The sequence below is a fragment of the Halobellus clavatus genome (assembly GCF_900107195.1).
Classification (GTDB): domain Archaea; phylum Halobacteriota; class Halobacteria; order Halobacteriales; family Haloferacaceae; genus Haloquadratum; species Haloquadratum clavatum.
This window is the reverse complement of sequence record NZ_FNPB01000011.1, coordinates 41,744-60,060: the sequence shown is the minus strand read 5'-3', so window position 1 is coordinate 60,060 and position 18,317 is coordinate 41,744. Positions and strand designations below refer to the sequence as shown.

Annotated in this window: 12 protein-coding genes; 2 read left to right on the top strand and 10 right to left on the bottom strand. The window is 55.9% G+C overall.

The window, feature by feature from the left end:
- The first annotated feature begins 1,146 nt into the window (after positions 1 to 1,146).
- Positions 1,147 to 2,454, top strand: coding sequence for a M48 family metallopeptidase (locus BLU74_RS14420; RefSeq protein ID WP_175454668.1), 1,308 nt, complete (start codon positions 1,147 to 1,149; stop codon positions 2,452 to 2,454).
- A 96-nt stretch (positions 2,455 to 2,550) separates the two neighbouring features.
- On the opposite strand, the gene BLU74_RS14415 is transcribed toward BLU74_RS14420, so the two are convergent.
- Both BLU74_RS14415 and BLU74_RS18575 read right to left on the bottom strand, forming a co-directional pair.
- Complete coding sequence (locus BLU74_RS14415) at positions 2,551 to 3,009, bottom strand: hypothetical protein (RefSeq protein WP_089768562.1); 459 nt, start codon at positions 3,007 to 3,009, stop codon at positions 2,551 to 2,553.
- A gap of 159 nt (positions 3,010 to 3,168) precedes the next feature.
- Entirely contained in the window at positions 3,169 to 3,825 is a 657-nt protein-coding gene (locus BLU74_RS18575) for a hypothetical protein (RefSeq protein WP_139175819.1), read from the bottom strand.
- Between BLU74_RS18575 and BLU74_RS18570 the strand changes: the two genes are divergently transcribed.
- Positions 3,799 to 5,631, top strand: coding sequence for a hypothetical protein (locus tag BLU74_RS18570; protein ID WP_139175817.1), 1,833 nt, complete (start codon positions 3,799 to 3,801; stop codon positions 5,629 to 5,631). The genes BLU74_RS18575 and BLU74_RS18570 overlap by 27 nt on opposite strands.
- A gap of 397 nt (positions 5,632 to 6,028) precedes the next feature.
- Here BLU74_RS18570 and BLU74_RS19050 read toward each other — a convergent pair whose 3' ends face one another.
- The 8 genes from BLU74_RS19050 to BLU74_RS14370 form a co-directional block, all read right to left on the bottom strand.
- Positions 6,029 to 7,306 carry a TraC-like domain-containing protein gene (locus BLU74_RS19050; RefSeq protein ID WP_089768557.1) on the bottom strand — a complete coding sequence of 426 codons (1,278 nt, stop codon included), beginning with the start codon at positions 7,304 to 7,306 and terminating at the stop codon, positions 6,029 to 6,031.
- A 68-nt stretch (positions 7,307 to 7,374) separates the two neighbouring features.
- Positions 7,375 to 8,436 (bottom strand): hypothetical protein, encoded by a 1,062-nt coding sequence (locus BLU74_RS14395; protein ID WP_139175813.1) that lies wholly within the window; start codon positions 8,434 to 8,436, stop codon positions 7,375 to 7,377.
- A gap of 272 nt (positions 8,437 to 8,708) precedes the next feature.
- A complete protein-coding gene (locus BLU74_RS14390) occupies positions 8,709 to 10,511 on the bottom strand; it encodes a TrbL/VirB6 family protein (RefSeq protein ID WP_139175811.1) in 1,803 nt (600 codons plus the stop codon).
- Positions 10,512 to 10,895: 384 nt separating this feature from the next.
- Positions 10,896 to 13,016, bottom strand: a complete 2,121-nt coding sequence (locus BLU74_RS14385) for a DUF8186 domain-containing protein (protein WP_089768551.1) — start codon at positions 13,014 to 13,016, stop codon at positions 10,896 to 10,898.
- Between the two features lie 271 nt (positions 13,017 to 13,287).
- Positions 13,288 to 15,078 carry an archaea-specific SMC-related protein gene (locus BLU74_RS14380; protein WP_089768549.1) on the bottom strand — a complete coding sequence of 597 codons (1,791 nt, stop codon included), beginning with the start codon at positions 15,076 to 15,078 and terminating at the stop codon, positions 13,288 to 13,290.
- Positions 15,079 to 15,080: 2 nt separating this feature from the next.
- Positions 15,081 to 15,911, bottom strand: coding sequence for a rod-determining factor RdfA (gene rdfA, locus BLU74_RS18560; protein ID WP_139175809.1), 831 nt, complete (start codon positions 15,909 to 15,911; stop codon positions 15,081 to 15,083).
- 183 nt (positions 15,912 to 16,094) lie between these two features.
- Positions 16,095 to 16,496, bottom strand: coding sequence for a hypothetical protein (locus BLU74_RS18555; RefSeq protein WP_139175807.1), 402 nt, complete (start codon positions 16,494 to 16,496; stop codon positions 16,095 to 16,097).
- Positions 16,497 to 16,826: 330 nt separating this feature from the next.
- A complete protein-coding gene (locus BLU74_RS14370) occupies positions 16,827 to 18,212 on the bottom strand; it encodes a cytochrome P450 (RefSeq protein WP_175454667.1) in 1,386 nt (461 codons plus the stop codon).
- Positions 18,213 to 18,317: the final 105 nt, after the last annotated feature.

Sequence of the window (18,317 nt, the reverse complement as noted above, 5' to 3'; positions counted from 1 at the left end):
GAGCCGCCTCCTACGGATGTGTTGGCTGTGGTGGTCGTGGATGATTCTGAGTCCGGCCGCCAGCCCTGATCCCACTGAACGGCGTAGTAGTTGAGGAGGGCCATCCGGAGTTCGTTCACCGTCGCGTTATGAGTTGCCGCGAATCGGACGGCTCGAGCGTCCTCCGGAAACACGGAGAGAGATTGAGTGGTCTCGTACTCGTGAACTGTTTCGTTCGTGAGTGGGTAGAGCTTGAGCTTCGGGGTTTGCTCAATCTGTTCCTCTGACGGCATCCACCAGTCGGGGTATTGCTCCGTACGATAGTATCGGAAGAGCCAATCCTCGATGGTTTCAGCCGACTCTCCGTTCTTCGCAGCTTCCCGGGCCTGTGTTGCGTCTTCTGGGAAGATCGAGAGATCCTGATCCTGCTGGTAGAGATGAACTTGAATACACGCGTAGTGTTCCGTCCATCCGTACGAGTTATTGTTCTGAGTTTGGCACGGCGAGGTTGTATTCGTGGATTGCAGCGAAGTAGAAGAGAGGTCCTGGCTCTCTGTGGTACTCGTGGAGTCAGCGGGGTGTGCTGCGAGAGCTGGGCCAGTGGCCGCCGTGAGTAGGATACCGATGACGCTCAGGGCCAACAGAACACCGTACAGGGGACGGCGATTCCTCGGGCGGCCTGAGCGAGTGGATCGAGACGTCTGGGTCGGCTCTACCGACCGCGACGAATGCGAAGTACGATCTGTCCTTGCATCGGGCGGCGACTGGGTATGGTCATCGGTGAGCGGGGCCGGCGAGAGCCAAGCTCGAGTGAAGGCTGGGAGCGTCGGCATAGCCAGTAGTGGCCTCTACAGATATTTCATCTGCTCAGCGTAAAATACTATTCGGGAGTTTGGGGCCGGTCGATTGCTCGCTCAGTCGATGCGCTGATGTCTCCTAAGCAATCGTTTTCATAGCCAGTGGGTCGAGGGACTGGAGTTCCCCCGGACAATTTTTGGGTTCAGATAGCATGATCTACGGTAAAAGATGCCCTCGAATGGCGACTCAAGCCCCTGTCCACGGTGGCGACGAGTACTATCCGAGGCTCGTTCGTCGCTTGCGTGGCTACCTTCGCCGGTCGATACGTTGGTCTGGTGGGGGTTGGGTGTATTTCTTACTGCCCCTATAGTGGCGGGCTTCAGTTATGTTCTGGTCAGATTCGTGTTTGGGGTTACATCGGCGACGGCGCTGCTCTTCGTCGGGGTGACGGTCCCGATGCTTATCGCAGTGGCACTTGGCTGGCAGATCGGTGCTGCGGTAAACCGTTACGATGAGTATAGGTTGAACCGCGAAGAGGCATCGGCGTCGACGGAATCATCGGAAAACACGGATCAAACCGCCTCGGAAGAATATGAAGTGTCCGAAGGCTTTCGGTGGGTCTCTTGGCTTCCAGATCACTTGAACAACTTCTTCGTGCTGTTCTTAGGGGGGTCTATCGTCAGTGGTGGATTCACCACTCTGGTCTGGGTGTTCTTTGTTAGACTAACGCCAGAATATCCGATGCCCTCACCGAATGTCGTCGTCAAAGGACTCTTTCCGATGCTCATCCTTGCGAGCTATTTCGGGTGTTTGGCGGTGACAGGTGCGCCGTTAATCTCGATGTTTTGGAGGGAGACGACAAGTCATCTTGAGACGCCGGAGGCGCGCCACGATCACGCTCTCCGGGTTGCGTTGGTCGTTGGTGGACTCTTTATATTAGTTGTAGCACCGTGGACGGCGCTGCCGATTCCATCTGAGCTCAGAATGCCGGTGACCTGGGCGCTCACGTTCACCTACCTGTTCTTCGCAATCACGCTCTTGCCGTTTCTGAATATGGCGCGGCCGCTCACACCTGAAGAATACGCAGCGATCGTACCAGAGGAGATCGATGCTGACCCCCACACGTCGATTTGGGTTGCCACGGTGGGGCTTCGTTCGACGGCGATGGCGGCGGGTGTCTGGCCCTTTCGCCGGGTCTTCGTTGGCGAGACCCTCCTCGAAGATGACAGTATTTCGCCAGAATCACTCCGCGCAATCCTCCACCACGAGCACGGGCATCACGTTCTTGGACATCTTCGCCTCGCTGCTGGGGCCGGATTGGTTTTCTTCGGTGGTGTCGGTGGGATACTCGCGGTTGTTTCGCCATCGATGCAGACACTCGGTGTGGTGATGGGCATTCTCGCATTCGGGTTCCGGTTCGGCCTCGTACGGTGGGTTCGCCGAGCTGAGTTGGCTGCCGACGAATACGAACGACAACGGGTGGGAAGTGAGACCGCGATAACCGCATTGCAGTCGGTTGCCGATCTCCGAGCGAGGGAGAGTTCGAAAAAGACGGAGACGTCGTCCCTTCCATGGGGGGCTCCGTTTGTTATCGAGTGGTTCCTTCGAGTGCACCCCTCAGTCGAGGACAGGATTGCGGTACTCCGAGAGCGAAAGGGGTGTGACAGCTCGCCTTAACAAGAGCGTGGTCACAGGTTGTAGTTACTGATGATGCCGAGAAGATGGGGACGGCAAGGCGGCAGTCTGCCAGCGCCAATAATCGACTCAACGCCGTTACGTGGTGGGCGCACAAGTGCCGCCGGTCGCCCACTGGATGAGGTTAGCGATAGCGCCCCAAAGAAGGATGACGCCGGCGATCGCGACCGCGCCAACCATCAGCCGGAGGCCCCGCTTTTTCCAAGACTGGTTCCAGCCGTAGAAGTAGAGGATACCTCCGAGGACGAATCCTCCGGGCACAAGCGTCCATCCAAGGAGGAAGATGAAGTCGTTGATGTTGTGGATGGACTGGATGACTTCATTTGAGCTAACCTCAGTCCCATCTGGACAGTCTGCCTGCAAGATCACACTCATCTGCCGAGTCCAAATCGGCGCGGCCTGAGCCATCAGGTCGGCTTTTATGGTCGCGAACTGTGCGCGGGCAGCCGTGAGGAGTCCAAGCCCGCGTAGGCCACCAGGGAGGGCATCCGCGATGGCAAAAGCTGCGAGCTGGACACCGAGGAGTACGCTGGTCATATCTGTCTCCCGGTTAGTTTGAACCATGCTGGTCTAACACTTAACTCCACCGGGGGTACAGGCGAAAACCCGCTCTCTCCGATTGTACTGGTGGACTACAGGGAAGGTGTGAAATGACGAGAGGCAAGGTAGACCGAGCGAGAAGAGAAGGGAAGGGTATTATTCGGAATTAGTGTCGTCAGCAGTGTCCCCAGAGGAGGATGAGCCCCCACTTCCGTCTGTGATGGGGTCAGTTGGTGGCTCACTCGTTTCGCTGGGTGTCGTACTGGAGTCAGTAGTTTCCTTCTCAGCAGCTTCTTCGCCCAAACCACCGGCAGTCTCGGCGTTCTCTTCTGGTTGGGTGGTAGTCTGTTCACTGCGGGCGGTGGCAGCCTGTTGGCGACGCTGTTCAACCAACTGAGCGGTTGCGGCGGCCGTCTCAGGTTCAGTAAGGAGATCAACCGTGAGCTCGCTCGCGTGGATTTCGAGATGTCGACGCGCGATTCCGGTGACGCTCAGGAGACATTCACTGAACTCGGACTCCTGTCCACGTGCAAAGCTCTGGATGGCCTCGACATCAGCTGGGGAGAGGTCGTAGTAGTCGATCACCTCGTCTGAAATTGATTCCTGGTAAAACAGCTGCTTGATGTCGCACTGGTCGTAGATCGCGCGTGGTGAGTGGACATCGTCGGTCTCCTGCATGAATTCTTCTGCAGTCTGGGAGATGAGCGTCAAGCCAGCGTTGAAGTGTCGGGAATGGCGGGTGAACAGGCCGATGAGCGAGCGGGCAGATTTCTGACTGAGCAGGTAGTGAACCTCCTCGAAGATGACCTCCATCCGGCGGGAGTTCTCGCGAGCCCGCTGGTAGCTCCAATCAAGCATAACGTGTTGAAGGAGAGGGGCTTGATTGGTATCCTGGAAGGCACTCATATCGAAGACGATGAGCCGCTCGTCCTCGAGGTCGACGGTCGTCTTCCCAGAGAGGTTCGCAGCGACGCCACCTGGCTGGAAGGCTTCGAGCGAGCGGAGGAGGCTGTTGGCTTCGGACTTGAGGTTGCTATCGTCCTTCGACTGAAGTCGGGAGGTGACTTCGTCGACGCGTTCATCGAGCTCGTCGCGTTCCTCACGGTGAAGTTCGGTAGCGTCTCCTTGGTAGCTGACGAATTCAAGTGGGTCCTCACCATCAGCAAGAGCCTTGAGGATGTCGAGGACGTCTTCCATAGTGGGGTTTTCGCGTTCGTGAGTGCGGGGTTCGGAAGTGATACCGTACATAAGGTATGCAAGGTGGAAGACCTGCTGAATGAGACCAGCACGTTCAGCGCTCAGGCTGTCGCCGCTCTGATCGTAGAACGTCCGCACCATCCCCGTCAAGGAACGGAGTTTGTCCTTGTAGGGGTCTTCAGCCTCACCCGTACCGCGGTGGATTTCGAGCGGGTTGATGGTGACGTCGCCACCGAAGGTGACGACATCGCCACCGAGGGTCTCGAAGAAGTCGACAAAGTCGTCACCGGTGGGGTCGAATGCAATAGCCGTGAATTCAGGGTCGATGAGGAGACGGCGCCAGAGAGAAAGTTTCGCGGCGAACGTTTTTCCGGACCCGATCTTCCCAGTGATGACTTTAGAGAAGCCGGAGAGGCTGTATCGGTCGACGATGACAGGGTTTCCAGTCTCATCGAAGCCATAGAGGACACCGTCCTCGTGAGCGATGGCGGGCTCGACGAAGCCGAAGAGGGTGGCCGCCGCGTCGTGTTCCATAAGGTCCGTGTTCTGGATGGGGTCGGAGACGACAGGTGCGATCGCGTCTTGGGATTCAAGTTGGCGAAATTCAAGGGGAACGAGTTCGACGTCGCGGTCAGCCACGAGTTGCTGGACCTTCCGAGCGGTCTCTTCGAGTTCATCGCGGGTACTGCCAGCGACTTCGATGTAGATACCGATGTCGTAGAGTCGAGTCGTCCCTTCGGTGAGGCGACGAAGGAGACGATCGAGTTCTTCCCGGCGGTTGAGGTCTTCGTGATAGTCTGTCGCGCCCTTTTCCTCCTTCCGAGAAAGGGCGATCTGGAGTTCAGTGAGACGGTCCTGGAGGGCACCACGAATCGTCGTGGGGTCGCGGGGAGTGTGATGATAGCTGACGCGGACATCAAGATTGGTCGTGGTGAGGTTGATAAGCCAGCCACCGAAGACACTCTCAGGAGCGCTTGCGGGAGTGAGGATACGGACGAATTCGCCGTTCCGGTAGAGAGTGGTTGGATCTTCGGGGACGATACTTGGTGGGGCGACGCTCGCTTGGTCGATCTGGGCTTGGCTGTCGGCGTCTTGGATGAGTCCAAGGCGGAATTCGTCGGGGTCTGCGGCCTCAAAGTCGATGAGGCGAGCAACCTGTTCACGGATGTTTGCCCGACTCGTCTCTCGGCCTTCTTGTTCGAGGATGCTGACGGCGCGGTCGAAGGTTTCGTCGTCGATTTTCTCGAGGTTGACGTTGGCTGGATCTGTTCGGGCGGAGGTACCGGCACCAGGGATAGATCCAGAACCACCGGGAAGCCAAGAGAGAAGACGATTCAGACGGCCGCTGTCGACCTCCGTCTCAGGTGCGCCGTTCGTTGCGTTTGTAGATGGATGTTGACTCGAACCGACAAGTCGGCGTGACGCAAGAATACCAAGACCGAGGAGGAGGGCGACGCCGACGGCGACGCCGATAAGAATGAATGGTGACGGGGCGTTCGGGCCGCCTTGAATCGCTCGTTGGATCGTCTGAATGATCTGTTGCACTTGCCCGGTAGCGGATGCTATTCCGAGTACCCAGGCTACTGGGACGCTACTCATGCTATCGTGGGATACGTAGTGCCTCGGTAAATGGTTTCGCCCGTTGATAGCTTTCCACAAAGTAGACGTTTCGGCAAGTGGGTTGAGGGAGGATAGCGAGTTACCCCACAAAGTGCGGAGATAATTCACTCGTGGGGTAACGCTGGCAGGTGTGATACCTCAAGCGCCGCAGGAACAGTCGAGAAGATGGAGGAAGAAATGCTGAGATGGTCGGGAATCACTACGACCGGCGAGCTGGGAGAACTTCCGCGTAGGATTTGGGAGAATACTCGTCGAGTGGTGAGTCAGCGTGGTTGTAGTAGCGGTAGAGGACGTCCAGAACGTCTGCCCGGTCGTCCATCACTTCGGTCTGAACACCGGTCCTGGGGAGTGCTTCGGCAAACTCGTGTTGCCGACTTCTAACTTCAGAAATACACTGTCGTTCGATGACGTCGTCGTCGGTATTCGAGCCGATCCGAGAACGAACTGAGGAGGTGACAGAATTGACACAGCCGACGATTCGTTGGAAGAGAGATCCCGAAACAACGTCTGTAGAGTGTCCATAGGACTGTTCTCGGACGTGCGAACTCTCGACCCTAACGGCGATGTAGAAATCACGAACTTTGACTCGCCGGGTACCGACCGACTCATTGAGCCAGTCGATGTACGTCGACCGACCAAGCTGCATAATGTCTGGCGGATCCTCGGCCTCGTAGGCTGCACGTTCGATCTCCTCGAAGTGCGTCGTCAAATCAAATTCACGAGGAAGGGCGAGCACTTGGAAGGGGTAGGAGATTCCACGGAGAACGTCAGCGTACGCGTTGATCGTAGACTGGCGTCCTTCATCGTCGAGGGAAAGCCAACTCGTCGGGGTGATGTGAACAAGGCCGACGTACGCAGGTTCCTCGTTGTCGCTCTCCGTGACTAGAATGCCGTCTTCGCGAACATACTCGAAAGCTAGTTGCGCCTGCGTTGTTGTTTCCTCCTGCGTGAGCTGGTGGTAGTACTGGCTCGGGTCACGCTGTGGGCGTTCGCGAGAGTGCATCTGCCCGCCGTCAGTTACGATTTGCTGACCGCTGTTATCATCTGAGGCGGACTGCTGGGGGCCACTCGAGGACGAGGTTTCTGGGTCCGGATCGCTGTTGTCGTCGGAGGTTTCGGAATCCTCAGAATGTAGAGTACGGATGTCGTCAAGGTGCTGTCCAGAAACGAGACCGCGTTCGACGGGTTGCCAGAGATAGCGATCCGGGCCCACGATGTGTTTTGCAGCCCCGAAGAGCCACTCGCGAGGGGTCTGACCGGCAGGTGTTCGCCAGAGAACGTACAAGCCGACGAGGAGGCCGAGAATCCCGCTTCCGATAGTAAGTAGCCCACTGAACGAGGGCTCGAAGACGTTGTTGATACCGGACGCAAGGATGATAGCGGCGAGTGGGATTACGCCGACTTCGAGATCGCTGACGCTGAGTCCGAAGAAGAGGCGATGCTCGAGTAACTGGCCGGCTACTGGGTACCGTTTCATGGGACGTCTCGTGTGAATACGTGTCGTGAATGCCTAAAAATTCTCTCCCCGATTGACATCGAGGTCGATTACTTGGAAGCAAAAAGGTCGGGAACCTTCGACTCCCAGTCGGTGAGCTGGATGAGCGGGTGGTGCGACGGCCCAACGAGAGCGCCGTACTGGCTCTGAAGCCAGCCGTCGATAGCATTGACAACTTCCGTGTCCTGTCGTTTGTCGGCGGGGCGGTCGAAAGAAATGATCTCTTCCCACGTGTCATCCTGGCGGTTGAGACCGACATAAACGGCGGTCTCCGTTCCCTCGAGGTAGCCGACGACGGTCAATTCGCCCGGATTCTCATCAGTATTTAGGCCCACGATAGGAGCACCGTACTCGATGGATGGGAACCAGTCAGATGCCGCAGTCCACATACCACCGGGTGCTGGCTCTGGTGACATCACATCGATGTAGACCTCGATCTGGATGTGATCGGTCGGAGGCTCCACGAGTAAGTCGATCTCATTCAAGTAATCCTGATTGGCGTCATCGATGAGAGTGGCGACTGGCCGATCACGAAGACCGACTTCCTCGGTCTCTTCGCCGGGGATGATGTCAGCCCATGCCTTGCGCCAGACGCCGTCGGTGTGGAGGCGGTACCCATACTCAACGACGTGACCGGACCGATCAGGGGCAGTAACCTTCATCAAAAAGGCGATGACCTTGTCGGTGTGTTCGATCTGGATGATGGGAACGGGAACCACCTCAACGAAGGACTCCTGGTAAATCCCTCCAGGAGTGAGTATCTCCCCGAGTTCACCGTGCTGGAGCGGGCGCGGGGGAAGCTGGGACACACAGGCGGCCGCGAAAGTATCATAGAACGACGGCCGGACGGTTTCCTCCTCGTAGAAGGTGGTTGCCCAAGTCGCGATACGATCATCGATAGCCTGCGAGAACTTCTCGTCGATGGAATCCTCGGTGAGGATGGTCCAGCCAGTCTCTGGTTCGAAGCCGACACCGAACCAAGTGTCTCCGGCGATGAAGCGGAAGCCAACGATGCCCTCACGGTCGACCCAGTCATCACCGATAGCGACGACGCCGCCCAGATTTTGAATGTTGGAGTTGTCGACTCGGGTGTGAATGTCGGTTCCGTCCAAGGTGGAGGTGGATTCGAAACTATCGGGTGCTTGGAGGCTGATGAAATCCGAGATCGAGAGTGGGTGCCTAGGGAGAGTCGCCAGCACGCGACGGGCGGTGGTCGTTTCGGAACCCATGTGTTTGTGTTTCTGTACTAATCTACCGCGTTCTGCTATTTAAAATATCAGCCGGGAAGCACGCCCCTCGAGCAACAGCATAGAAGGGTCAATTACTGGTTCTAATGTGGTCCTGGAGGGGACTCGGTACCAGTGGAGGGATTCAGGTTGAATCGTTATGAGTCTGTGTTGCGGGTTCTATCGACGTAGTCGTCGACGGACTCCTGGATTTGTTCCTCCGATGGTGAGGAGGAAGGCGGGGAGACATCTCGATTGATGAGGTCAGGGCGCATCGCCTCCACTTTTTGCTGGTCCTTTGCCTTCACGCGGTCGTACCAAGCTTGGACTGATTCGTTGACCGAATGCGGATTCGCGTCTTCGATGTCGGACCCGCCAGCAACCGCTTGAGCTTCCTTGGGATCGAGTGCTCTGTCTTCATACTCTGGGGTCAGAGTCTCACCCTCTGGGAGAGGCGGATCCCCCTCAGGTAGTGCCAACACTTCATTATCCGCTGTGACTTCGCTTTCCGTACTTGCACCCAGATCGTCATTCGGTGGGTTCCAATTGCCGTTCTTCGCCCGCCGATAGACGTGGCCGGGCCAATTCGCAATCGGCTCGTTGAGATTATTTTTCACGTGGCTCACACCCGCTTTTGCCTCGCGAGCACCGAGCGCCACGCCACCGCCAGCTAATCCGGCCCCAGCTCGAGCGCCCTGTCCCCACGTAGCCTGACTCATCCATTCTTTCCGTGATTTTACGCCACGGTAGGCGCGCTGCGCGTTACTCCGTGCAGTATCCCGTGCCGATGAGACACGTTGTTTCAGATTAGTTTTCGCCGAACTAGCTGCCTGTCGGGGGTGGAATTCGGGTTTTGCTGAGCCAGTCGCTCCATACGCCTTTGGGCCGGTTCCGCTACCGCCGCCGAAGTTTCGGAGGGTGTGCTGTCCGGCGCCACCGCCACCGGACGGAGTCGGTCCACCGCCACCTCCTCCACCACCACTACCTCCGGACGAAGACGGACTACCGCTGCCACCGCCGCGTAACGCACTCAGGCCACTAAACCCTAGAAGATGACCGGCGGAACTCCCACCCATCGACAGGGCCTGTATCCCGACGAAACCGGCGAGGCCGAGGCCGGAAAGCCAGCCGAGGAACCGCTTCCAAAGGACGAGCTTATTCTGCGATGGGTCAATTCCGGCAGTGAGTGCTTCCGGGCCGTGAGCCCCGCTCGCGTTAGCCACACAGATGTCCGGGGCGGACATACTACAGCCGGTCTGAAGAGCGAGCGCGATGAGCGGCCCCGCGAGGAGGAGATACGCTGTGACCTTGAAGACAAACATAGCGACGTCGTTCGCGTACCGGAGTGGTCCCCAGTCGGTGTACCACATAACAAGCAGGATCGGGAAAGCGGTGTAGACGAGATGGATCATAAAGATGCGGAGGAAGAGGATCATCACAACGAGAGCGATAGCGATGAGAGAGATTGTACCGGCGGCGAGGTAAACGAGCACAGCGGCGATAGCCGAGCCCATCAAATCGCCGATGGCGTTGTTGAGGGCGGGGCCGGCGAGGGAGACCGCGTAAGTCTCGGGCATCACGAGCTTCGTAACGCTATTCGTGAAGACGACAGCGACGTGGAGGAATGGACGGATGAGAGCGAGTGCGAAGAGGGCTTTAACAATACGGATTCCCTGCCGTAAATAGGAGCCCTCTGGGGCTTCCGAAAAGAGTGCCGCGATCGTTCCGAGGACGATGACGGTCGGAAAGAGAATCAGCGAGTACTGGAGATTCTGTATAAAAGTTGCATTCGCTCCTTCCTGGTAGTACAACGGGTCGATAACGAGAAACTCCTGGACCATTCCCACGAAAACCTCGCCCAGGACGTTCGTCAAGCCGGTCGCGAGCGTGTTGACGATCCCCTCGAACCAATCCTCTGGATCAAGGGGATTAAATAGCGGAATGATCGGGAGGGCAGCCATCGCCGCAGTGGAGGAAACGGTTTGTTGAGCTGTAGGTGCGATACCCAAGAGACGGTCTTGAATTTTGGCCGAGAGGATGCTGGATGACGTCGACGGTTCCATTGCGGAGGTTTCTGTTGAGTCCCTAGACTTTCGGTGGCGAAGACGGCGACCGACACGGTAGAGCCACCTACTAAGGGTGGTTGGAGAGCGCTCCATGTGAATCGCTGTGTCAGAATACGTTGTCCAATACCTATAACTTCTATCCCCGAACCAATCGGATATAGCCATTGACCGAGGACAGTGAGTCGCGCTACGATCTCATCGTCAACTGAAGTTCGCAAGGCCGGCTGAATGACGAAGAAGTGGGTGTCGTCAATCTTGAGAGAATATTGCGAGGGATGGCTACTTGATGGTATACCAGCCGACCCCGACGAGCAAGCCTACGCTCACAGCCAGCGAGAGGAGAGCGGCCTGTACTGGCTGTAAAAAGAACGTCCAGAGATCAACAATCAGGCTCCCGTTTCCGGGAGAGATCGCGGTTGTGTGGCTGGACGAGTAGTAGATGTCGTGATTCTCTGTGTATGGGTCACCAGGGAAGCGCGCGGTGATCGTCGCACTATCGAACGTAGCGTAGGCGACACCGTTGTCGTTTGTAGTGACTGAGGATTCGACCGCCCCGGTCAAGATTAGTTTCCGATCCGGGAGTGGAGTTCCGTCTGGGCCAGTAAGACGGAGTCTGAGTTCCGGCGGCTCGTTTTCTTCCCCTTCTTCCGGCGGAATCACGGTGTAGGTGAGCGACGAATCCTCCATCGAGGTGACCTCTGTTGTCGAGACGGGTATTTCATCCCCGAAGACCGACGTTACTGAGGTGATCTGACCGGGAGCGTCCCTGATGACAATTCTCGAGGTCTGGTTGGCGGTCGCCGTAGTGAGATTCACATTTTCCGCCAGGGTCGCCCGGTTCGAGACACCAGGAACAGTGCGCTGGCGGAGATCCGTCACCCGTCCGTGACGATACACATCCGTTTCTCCGACGGCCTCAACACTTGGGGACGGTTGTCGAGCAGTGAGTCGGAGGGCAAGTGTTGGTGGGAACTCCGTACGTTGTGGGTCTGTGTCCCAGTTCGACGTTGTTTCGCCCCAGCGGTACTGACGGACACCGTAGACCTGCCAGACGTTCGTTAGGCGTTGGGCATTAGCATTCGAGTCTCCTTCTACGTTGAGGGCGGCCCAACTCCAAAGTGCCCGTTCAGAGAGATGCTCCGGGCCCTCGATAGAGAGGACGATGGAGCGACGGTCGTGTGGTTCCTCAATTACGCGCTGGGAAATCGAGACGCTGTCTGGTGGGACAACGTGGGCTGGCCGATCGTCGGTAACGGTGAGCTCATCATAGGTGGCATTGACTTCCGTGTGAGTGTACGTCCACGTATCGTTGTGCGGATGGTAGAAATAGTGATCAGTGGTGACTTCCGCGGTGACGTTGATCGTCGCCTGAAGCTCTAGACGTTGCCTCTCACCATCCGAAGGGGGAGCGTTTGCGTAGTCGATATACCGGGCCTCTCGTGCCGATGTTTCTGGTGTCGTGTGTTTCGACCACGTCTGATCGTCGATGCTGAGGTTACGCTCAACCCGTTGTGAGGCGAGATCGTATGTGGTGTTAGTGCGATAGCCGCCGACGACGGCCGTCACAGAGCGATTTACGGTTAGCGGGCCACGACCGGTGGCGCTGACGGTACGCGTGATAGTGTGACCGTCGAGCGTCTCGAACTCAACTGTCTTGGTGACGGTCTGTACGTCGTCCGACGAGTTATCCTCCGGCGCAGGGATGTTGAGGGTGACATCCTTTGTTTCGCGGACATAGCGGGTGGTCGTATTTGGTTCTGGGAGGGCGACGCGGTAGTCGACGTACTCAAGGATACGCCCGTCTGGCCCCATTAGATAAGTGCCGTTTGTTTCCGCTCCTGGGGCGTTCACTTCGGCAGCGCTGGTCGCACCCATATACGCGATGAAGCCGTCTTTGATGAATAGGCTATCCTCCCGGTCCGGTGCGCTTGCCGGCCACCGACTCGTTGAGTTTGTTCGTTCAACTCTCGCCAACTGGTCAAGTCGATACTCCTGCAGTGTCCGGGGTGAGCCATCAATACGGACGCGCGTCTCTGGATTGGTCGTAAGCGTGTAGGTGTCGACAGCACGAGAGAGATTTTCAGTCGACGCGTTGGCCTCCACAACATACTGGAGGAGAATGCCACCACGACCGCCACCCGGAATGCCGAGAGCCTCCGTATCGCGGTCACTCGCGACAAATACACGAGCATTCCCGTCAACCGGCGGTTGCGCGGTAGAGTTGGATTCGTTGGTCGCGACTACCGCAATCGTGGAGAAGCAGACACTCGAAAGGAGAAGGAAGGCGACGAAGAGGCTGGAAAACTGCCGAGGTGTAGCCCTAGTGATCGTCAACGAAGGCTCGTCGGATGGACGGGGGTTGTCTTGATCCCCCGCGGGGGTATCAAACCGGGAGGTCATACATCACCACTCCGGGACTGGATAGTAACCCGGATGATGGTAGTTGCGAGTGCTACTGGCCGCATAGGGGGCGAACTTACCTGCGGATATGTGGTCCGGCGACAAAGTGTTTTCCGCGATTGGGAGACAGTAGAGCAGCTACTCGTGAGCGTGATGAGTGAACGCCAGGGCGGACAGAGTAGTATATGGGAGCCAGAAGTCGCGTCTTCGCAAAAAGTCGTTGAGAGATTAACCCCCCGCGGGGTATAAAATCGAGAGTGAGCAGCGAGAACTATCCTACGACTTCCTCAACATCGTCCCCGTAGGAGATGGTCTCCCAGTTGGTTGGAGTGACTTCGTGACCCTCGAAGGCGTCGTACTCGGGGAAGGCGGAGAGGACGAGGACATCGACGCGTTCAGAGAGGTAATCGACGAGATGGTGGATGTTGGTATCGTCGAGACCGGTATGCCCGTCGAGCAGCATAACGGGAACCCGGTCAGCGACATCGAATGCTTCGTGGCCGGCAAGAGCAGCGATGATGCCGAGGAGTTCCCGCTCGCCTTCACTGAGAGCGTCAAGGCTGGCTTCGCGGCCTCCACGTGCGACGATGAGGTCGAAGTTGTCGGTGAGGCGTGCTGTCTCGAACCCGACGTCGAATCTCGTGAGAATGTCGGAGAGCGCCGAATCGAATGCGTCCCGAGTGTTTCGCTTCACACGCTCCTTGCGTGTTCGAAGGTCCTCGACCTCGGAGCGGAGAGATTCGAGTTCCTCTTCGAGGACATCACGCTGCGAGGCTTCCGACTTGACTGTCTCAAGTTCGTCACGAGCGTCTTCAAGCTCAGCTTCCGTGTATTTGATCTCACTCTGGAGGTCAGTCGCGTGGTCTTGCGTCTCGCTGACCTGATCTTCGAGTTCGTCAATCTGTGCTTCGAGGGAGGCTTTTCGTTCTCTGGCCGATTCAAGATTCGTCTGTGCGTCATCCAGCTGAGATTCAAGCTCTCCGATGCGGTCGCGGAGGTCGCGTTCTTTCCGCTCCGCATCCCGTACAGTCTGTTGTTTCTCCTGAAGCTCGTTTACCTTGTTGCGGAGAGTCGACTCTTGGTCGCGGAGTGAATTAAGACGGTCAGAGATACTGTCTAACTGTGCCTCGACCTCTTCACGAGAGGTGTCGTTGCCACAGATCCAGCAGGCAAGCTGGTCGGAGAGCATATCGTGAGAGACGTCTGTGAGAAGCGAGAGACGGTCTTCTTCGAGAATGCGCTGATTTACCTCATAAATCGACTGGAGGAGTTCTTTATCCCGTTCGATTTCGTGGAGGTCAGATTGGAGATCCTCGAGGTCGTCTTCGAGCTCCTCGTGTGTTGGGACATCCAACGTCTCAAGTTCCTCTTTTTTTGCTTCAAGTTCATCCCCGACGCGATCTGCGGTTGATTCGTACCGGTTGATGTCTGTCTTGGTCTTCTCGAGCTGGGCGCGGAGGTTACTCAGCTCGTCTCGAGCGTCACTATCTGAAGAAGCTTCGTTGTCGAGTTCGTCCCACTCTTCCTGAAGGTCTTCGAGTTGGGATTCGAGCGAAGTGACCCTCTCTTGGAGGCGCGGGAGGCGGTTAGCAGCGTTTTGGGCTCGGTCGAGTTCGGCCTCGACCTGTTTCTGTTCGGCTTTAAGGTCGGCAATCTGCTCGTCGATGTTCTCGAAATCGAGGGGACGAGTGAGGAGGTCCTCAAGGTTTTCACCCACACGGACGGCTTGGCGGACCTCGTTGGTTTCATCGAGGAACGCGAAGAGGTCAGCACAGACGCGATCGACATCATCGGTGAGGTATGGATCGCCGGATTGTGTAATCGTGCCGTTGGTACGATCAAGGTCGACAGCGTAGGTGGTGTCGTCGATTTCGAGCTCAACATGACCGTGATCTTGGCCTTCGGTGAGGCTTGTTTCAGTCCCGAAGGCTGTTTCAATTGCGGTTAGGAAGCTCGATTTTCCTTGCCAGTTACTCGCTCGGACAGCGTTCACACCGGATTCGATCGTAGCCTCCCCTCGATGGATGCCTGCAATATTTTCGATTTCTAGATGCCAGGTCATGGTTACGTGGTGTTGAGCATACTATCTATTAGCATAGGCGATTGGGACGAGAACGAAGTGACTCCGAGGGCCAGTAGAGAGAGCAGGAGAGAGGATTGTGATGAGGGCATAGAATTCATCGTTGTATCTGACTGATGGTGTGAATCGTCTTCGTCAGATTCGGTATTCTCCGGCGAATCTGGAGTTGGATTGTTAGGTGGGTCTGTATTGTTTGGATCCGTCATATGGTCGTTACAGACGTACCCCCGATTGATTGCATCTTCGATGGGGACCCGTGTGTCGCATTTGGGGCATTGTAGTCTGATTTCGACGTCGACGGTGGCTTGGTCTGCAAAAGGAACAACGCCGTCTTTTGCCAGTTCTGGAAGGATGTTTTCTGTTTTTGAGGCAGCCATTCGTTTCGCCGACGTGATGGCTTTCTCTCGAGTCGTAGTAGTGGAATTGGTTGTGGACTGAGTGTCTTTTTCGACTTCGAGACAGTTTTTGAGGTGATTTCGGATTGTGCCGTGAGAGATGAGCGTTTTCTTGAGTTCGTCGATGTCCATCCCGTCGCCCTCGAGGTCGGCCGCGAGCTCGGCGCGTTGGATGTTATCTTCGTTTATAATAACATCGTATTCTCGGTCAAGATGGATGCTAACAGTGGATCTCCCGTGTTTTTCATATATCGACTTGAGAACTCGTTTGTTGAACCAGTCTGTGAGTTTTTTATATCCTTCTGAAGTGCGGCCGTCAGTTCCAGTCCACCGTTTCGCGAGGTAGTCATCTACAGAGTCATAGTCAGACCCGGGGGCTGTTAATCCATACTCTGCGATGAGATCGTCGACTTTGCACATCTCGGGGTAGGAATTCTATGTCCACATCAATAAAAGCGAAGTGTTCTTCAGACCGCCCGACATTCAGTTAAACTTGATCTAATATCCGTTTCTTATCCAAGGAGTTCCTAATTGAGTGGTGAGTACTTTGTAGCTGTGTTCTCAATAGCTGGGCTCCGTAACGCTGAGCGAGTCGTAGCCGGCCTATTCAGATAGTGTGTGATAGGGGATGTGGAGGAGGTGTGTCCGGCATTCTTTGCAGACAATCGAGAGCTGTGGTCCTGTGTTATCAGTAAAGTGGTCAAAGTCGAACTCGCCGTCAGAGGAAGTGTAGGTAGCTTCTCTAAGCTCCATTATAGCGAGTTCGGTGTTTTCACAGACAGGGCAAGGGTCACCTCGGGACCAGTTTGGATATTTGGTGCTCTGTCGGGCGCAGATCTCATCTTCGGACATTTGTTCGACGAGATCAACCACTGTATCGAGGTCGAGGTGACGATTGATATTGTGGGAATCAGTGGTTGGGGCCGTCGATTGGCTGGACGAAACATCGATTCCTCCGTCGGTGGATATCTTTCCGTCTTTCAGTGTGATGACGATGGTCGTCATTGGGGCATTCTACTATTGCAGGGAGCGGTTGGCAGGGCAATACTTCCGGAGCGGTGGGTTTTGAACTAGTGTTGTGCTGACATTGTCTAATTCGGGCAGGGCGGGCAGGCAGATATCGAACAGTAATGACTGCTTTAGAGATGGGAAGAGTAGGAGATCGCCGATTGAATTCCGGTTCATGAGATACGCTTTTGAATATCACCGGGTTGTGTGTTATACTCACCCGTGTTTACACCGTCAAAATGTATGAACATACACAGGTTCAGAAGGCGGGGATTTAATCGATGATTACGGAGGGGATGTTTATCAGATCAGATGTATGTTATGCTCTCAACGTTGTCGAATTCGCAATGGGATGCCTTCTTTTGATCGAGTCGTAACCCGCGGTTCAAGTTCAATTGCTTCGTCGTTCTCCCAATCAAATTGGAATTTCTGTCCGACCGTTGCTAGGACTACTTTTGCTTCTAAGAGAGCGAACTCCCGACCGATGCAAGTTCGACGTCCACCACCAAAGGGGGCATACGCAAAGTCGTGGAGTTCCTCCTCAAACTCATCAGTCCATCGTTCCGGGCGGAACGCCAGAGGTTCATCATAGAACCGTCCATCTCGATGAATATGGATTATCGATAGATGGATCTCGTGGTCCTCGGGAATCCGATATCCACCGACTTCGACATCAGTGAGCGCCCGACGCGGAATCGTATGAACTGGTGGGTAGAGCCGTAGCGCCTCAGAGATTATTCGCTCTGTGAACTCCAAGTTTTGGAGGTCGTCGTAAGTGGGCGAGTCTCCATCGAGAACTGTGTCCAGTTCCGTATGAAGTTGCTCTTGGAGGTCTGGGTTCGTCGCCAGCGCGTACCAAGTAAATGCAAGAGCTGCGGCGGTCGTCTCGTGCCCCGCAAAAACCATAGTGATCAGTTGATCTTCGATCTCTTCGATTGTGATATCTGTTTCATCCGCCCTATTACGCGCCTTTTGGAGCTGTGTGAGCAGGTCTGGAGTATTTGAGTGAGCAGCCTGCTTAGAGTTCGATTGGTCCTTGGACCCACTTGCCTCGTCGCCTGAGATTCTTGTTCGGTCGCTTCCTTCTTCGAGTAATCTTCGAACCTCCTGACGGAGGCGCTTCGTGGATTGATTGAATCGACGCCGTGCTGGTGTCGGAATCCACGGTGGCAGAATCCACGATGATGGTGTGAACCATTCGTTGAGTCCGTCAGCGGCATCCCGAAGTTCTTGATCCTCGCCTGGGACCAACGAACGACCGAACAGCGTGGAAAAGAGGACCTCCAGAGTGAGATTCTTCATCTCAGGCTCCATATCTAGTGTTTCACCCTCAATCCACGTCTCGAGACGTCGTTCGGTACACGCAACCATTTGCTCTGTGTAGCCTCTTATGTGGTCTCGGTAGAAGAGCGGTTGTAACATATCGCGCTGTTGTCGCCACTTCTGCCCCTCGACCGAAAGGAGACCGTTCCCGAACGCACGTTGATAGTCCTCGGTTTTCCCGAAGGCTTCGACATCAGACACGAGGATACGGTCAAGATGGTCCGGGTGAGTGAAAACAAAGACATCGTCAACTGCCGGGAGAGCCATCCGGTAGATGTCTCCGCACTCCGACGTCGCCCGCTCTACAAACGTGAATGGATCGCGAGCGAACTGGACAGCGTTTTTGAGGACCGGATAACCGGACGGTGCCGGTGGTAGTTGGGAGCTCACGATAGTCGCTCTTTGTATCAGTATATGTAAAAAGTACCGCTGAGAGACGGGTTTCGGTTGGGTTTTGAAAGGGATGGGTATTCGAATAAGCTCGATTCAATATCA

Bases quoted from the DNA above. Each gene is read 5' to 3' on its own strand.
- BLU74_RS14415 (WP_089768562.1), bottom strand. From the start codon at position 3,009: ATGACCAGCGTACTCCTCGGTGTCCAGCTCGCAGCTTTTGCCATCGCG.
- BLU74_RS18575 (WP_139175819.1), bottom strand. From the start codon at position 3,825: ATGGAGGTCATCTTCGAGGAGGTTCACTACCTGCTCAGTCAGAAATCT.
- BLU74_RS19050 (WP_089768557.1), bottom strand. From the start codon at position 7,306: ATGAAACGGTACCCAGTAGCCGGCCAGTTACTCGAGCATCGCCTCTTC.
- BLU74_RS14390 (WP_139175811.1), bottom strand. From the start codon at position 10,511: ATGGCTGCCCTCCCGATCATTCCGCTATTTAATCCCCTTGATCCAGAG.
- BLU74_RS14385 (WP_089768551.1), bottom strand. From the start codon at position 13,016: ATGACCTCCCGGTTTGATACCCCCGCGGGGGATCAAGACAACCCCCGT.
- BLU74_RS14380 (WP_089768549.1), bottom strand. From the start codon at position 15,078: ATGACCTGGCATCTAGAAATCGAAAATATTGCAGGCATCCATCGAGGG.
- rdfA (WP_139175809.1), bottom strand. From the start codon at position 15,911: ATGTGCAAAGTCGACGATCTCATCGCAGAGTATGGATTAACAGCCCCC.
- BLU74_RS18555 (WP_139175807.1), bottom strand. From the start codon at position 16,496: ATGACGACCATCGTCATCACACTGAAAGACGGAAAGATATCCACCGAC.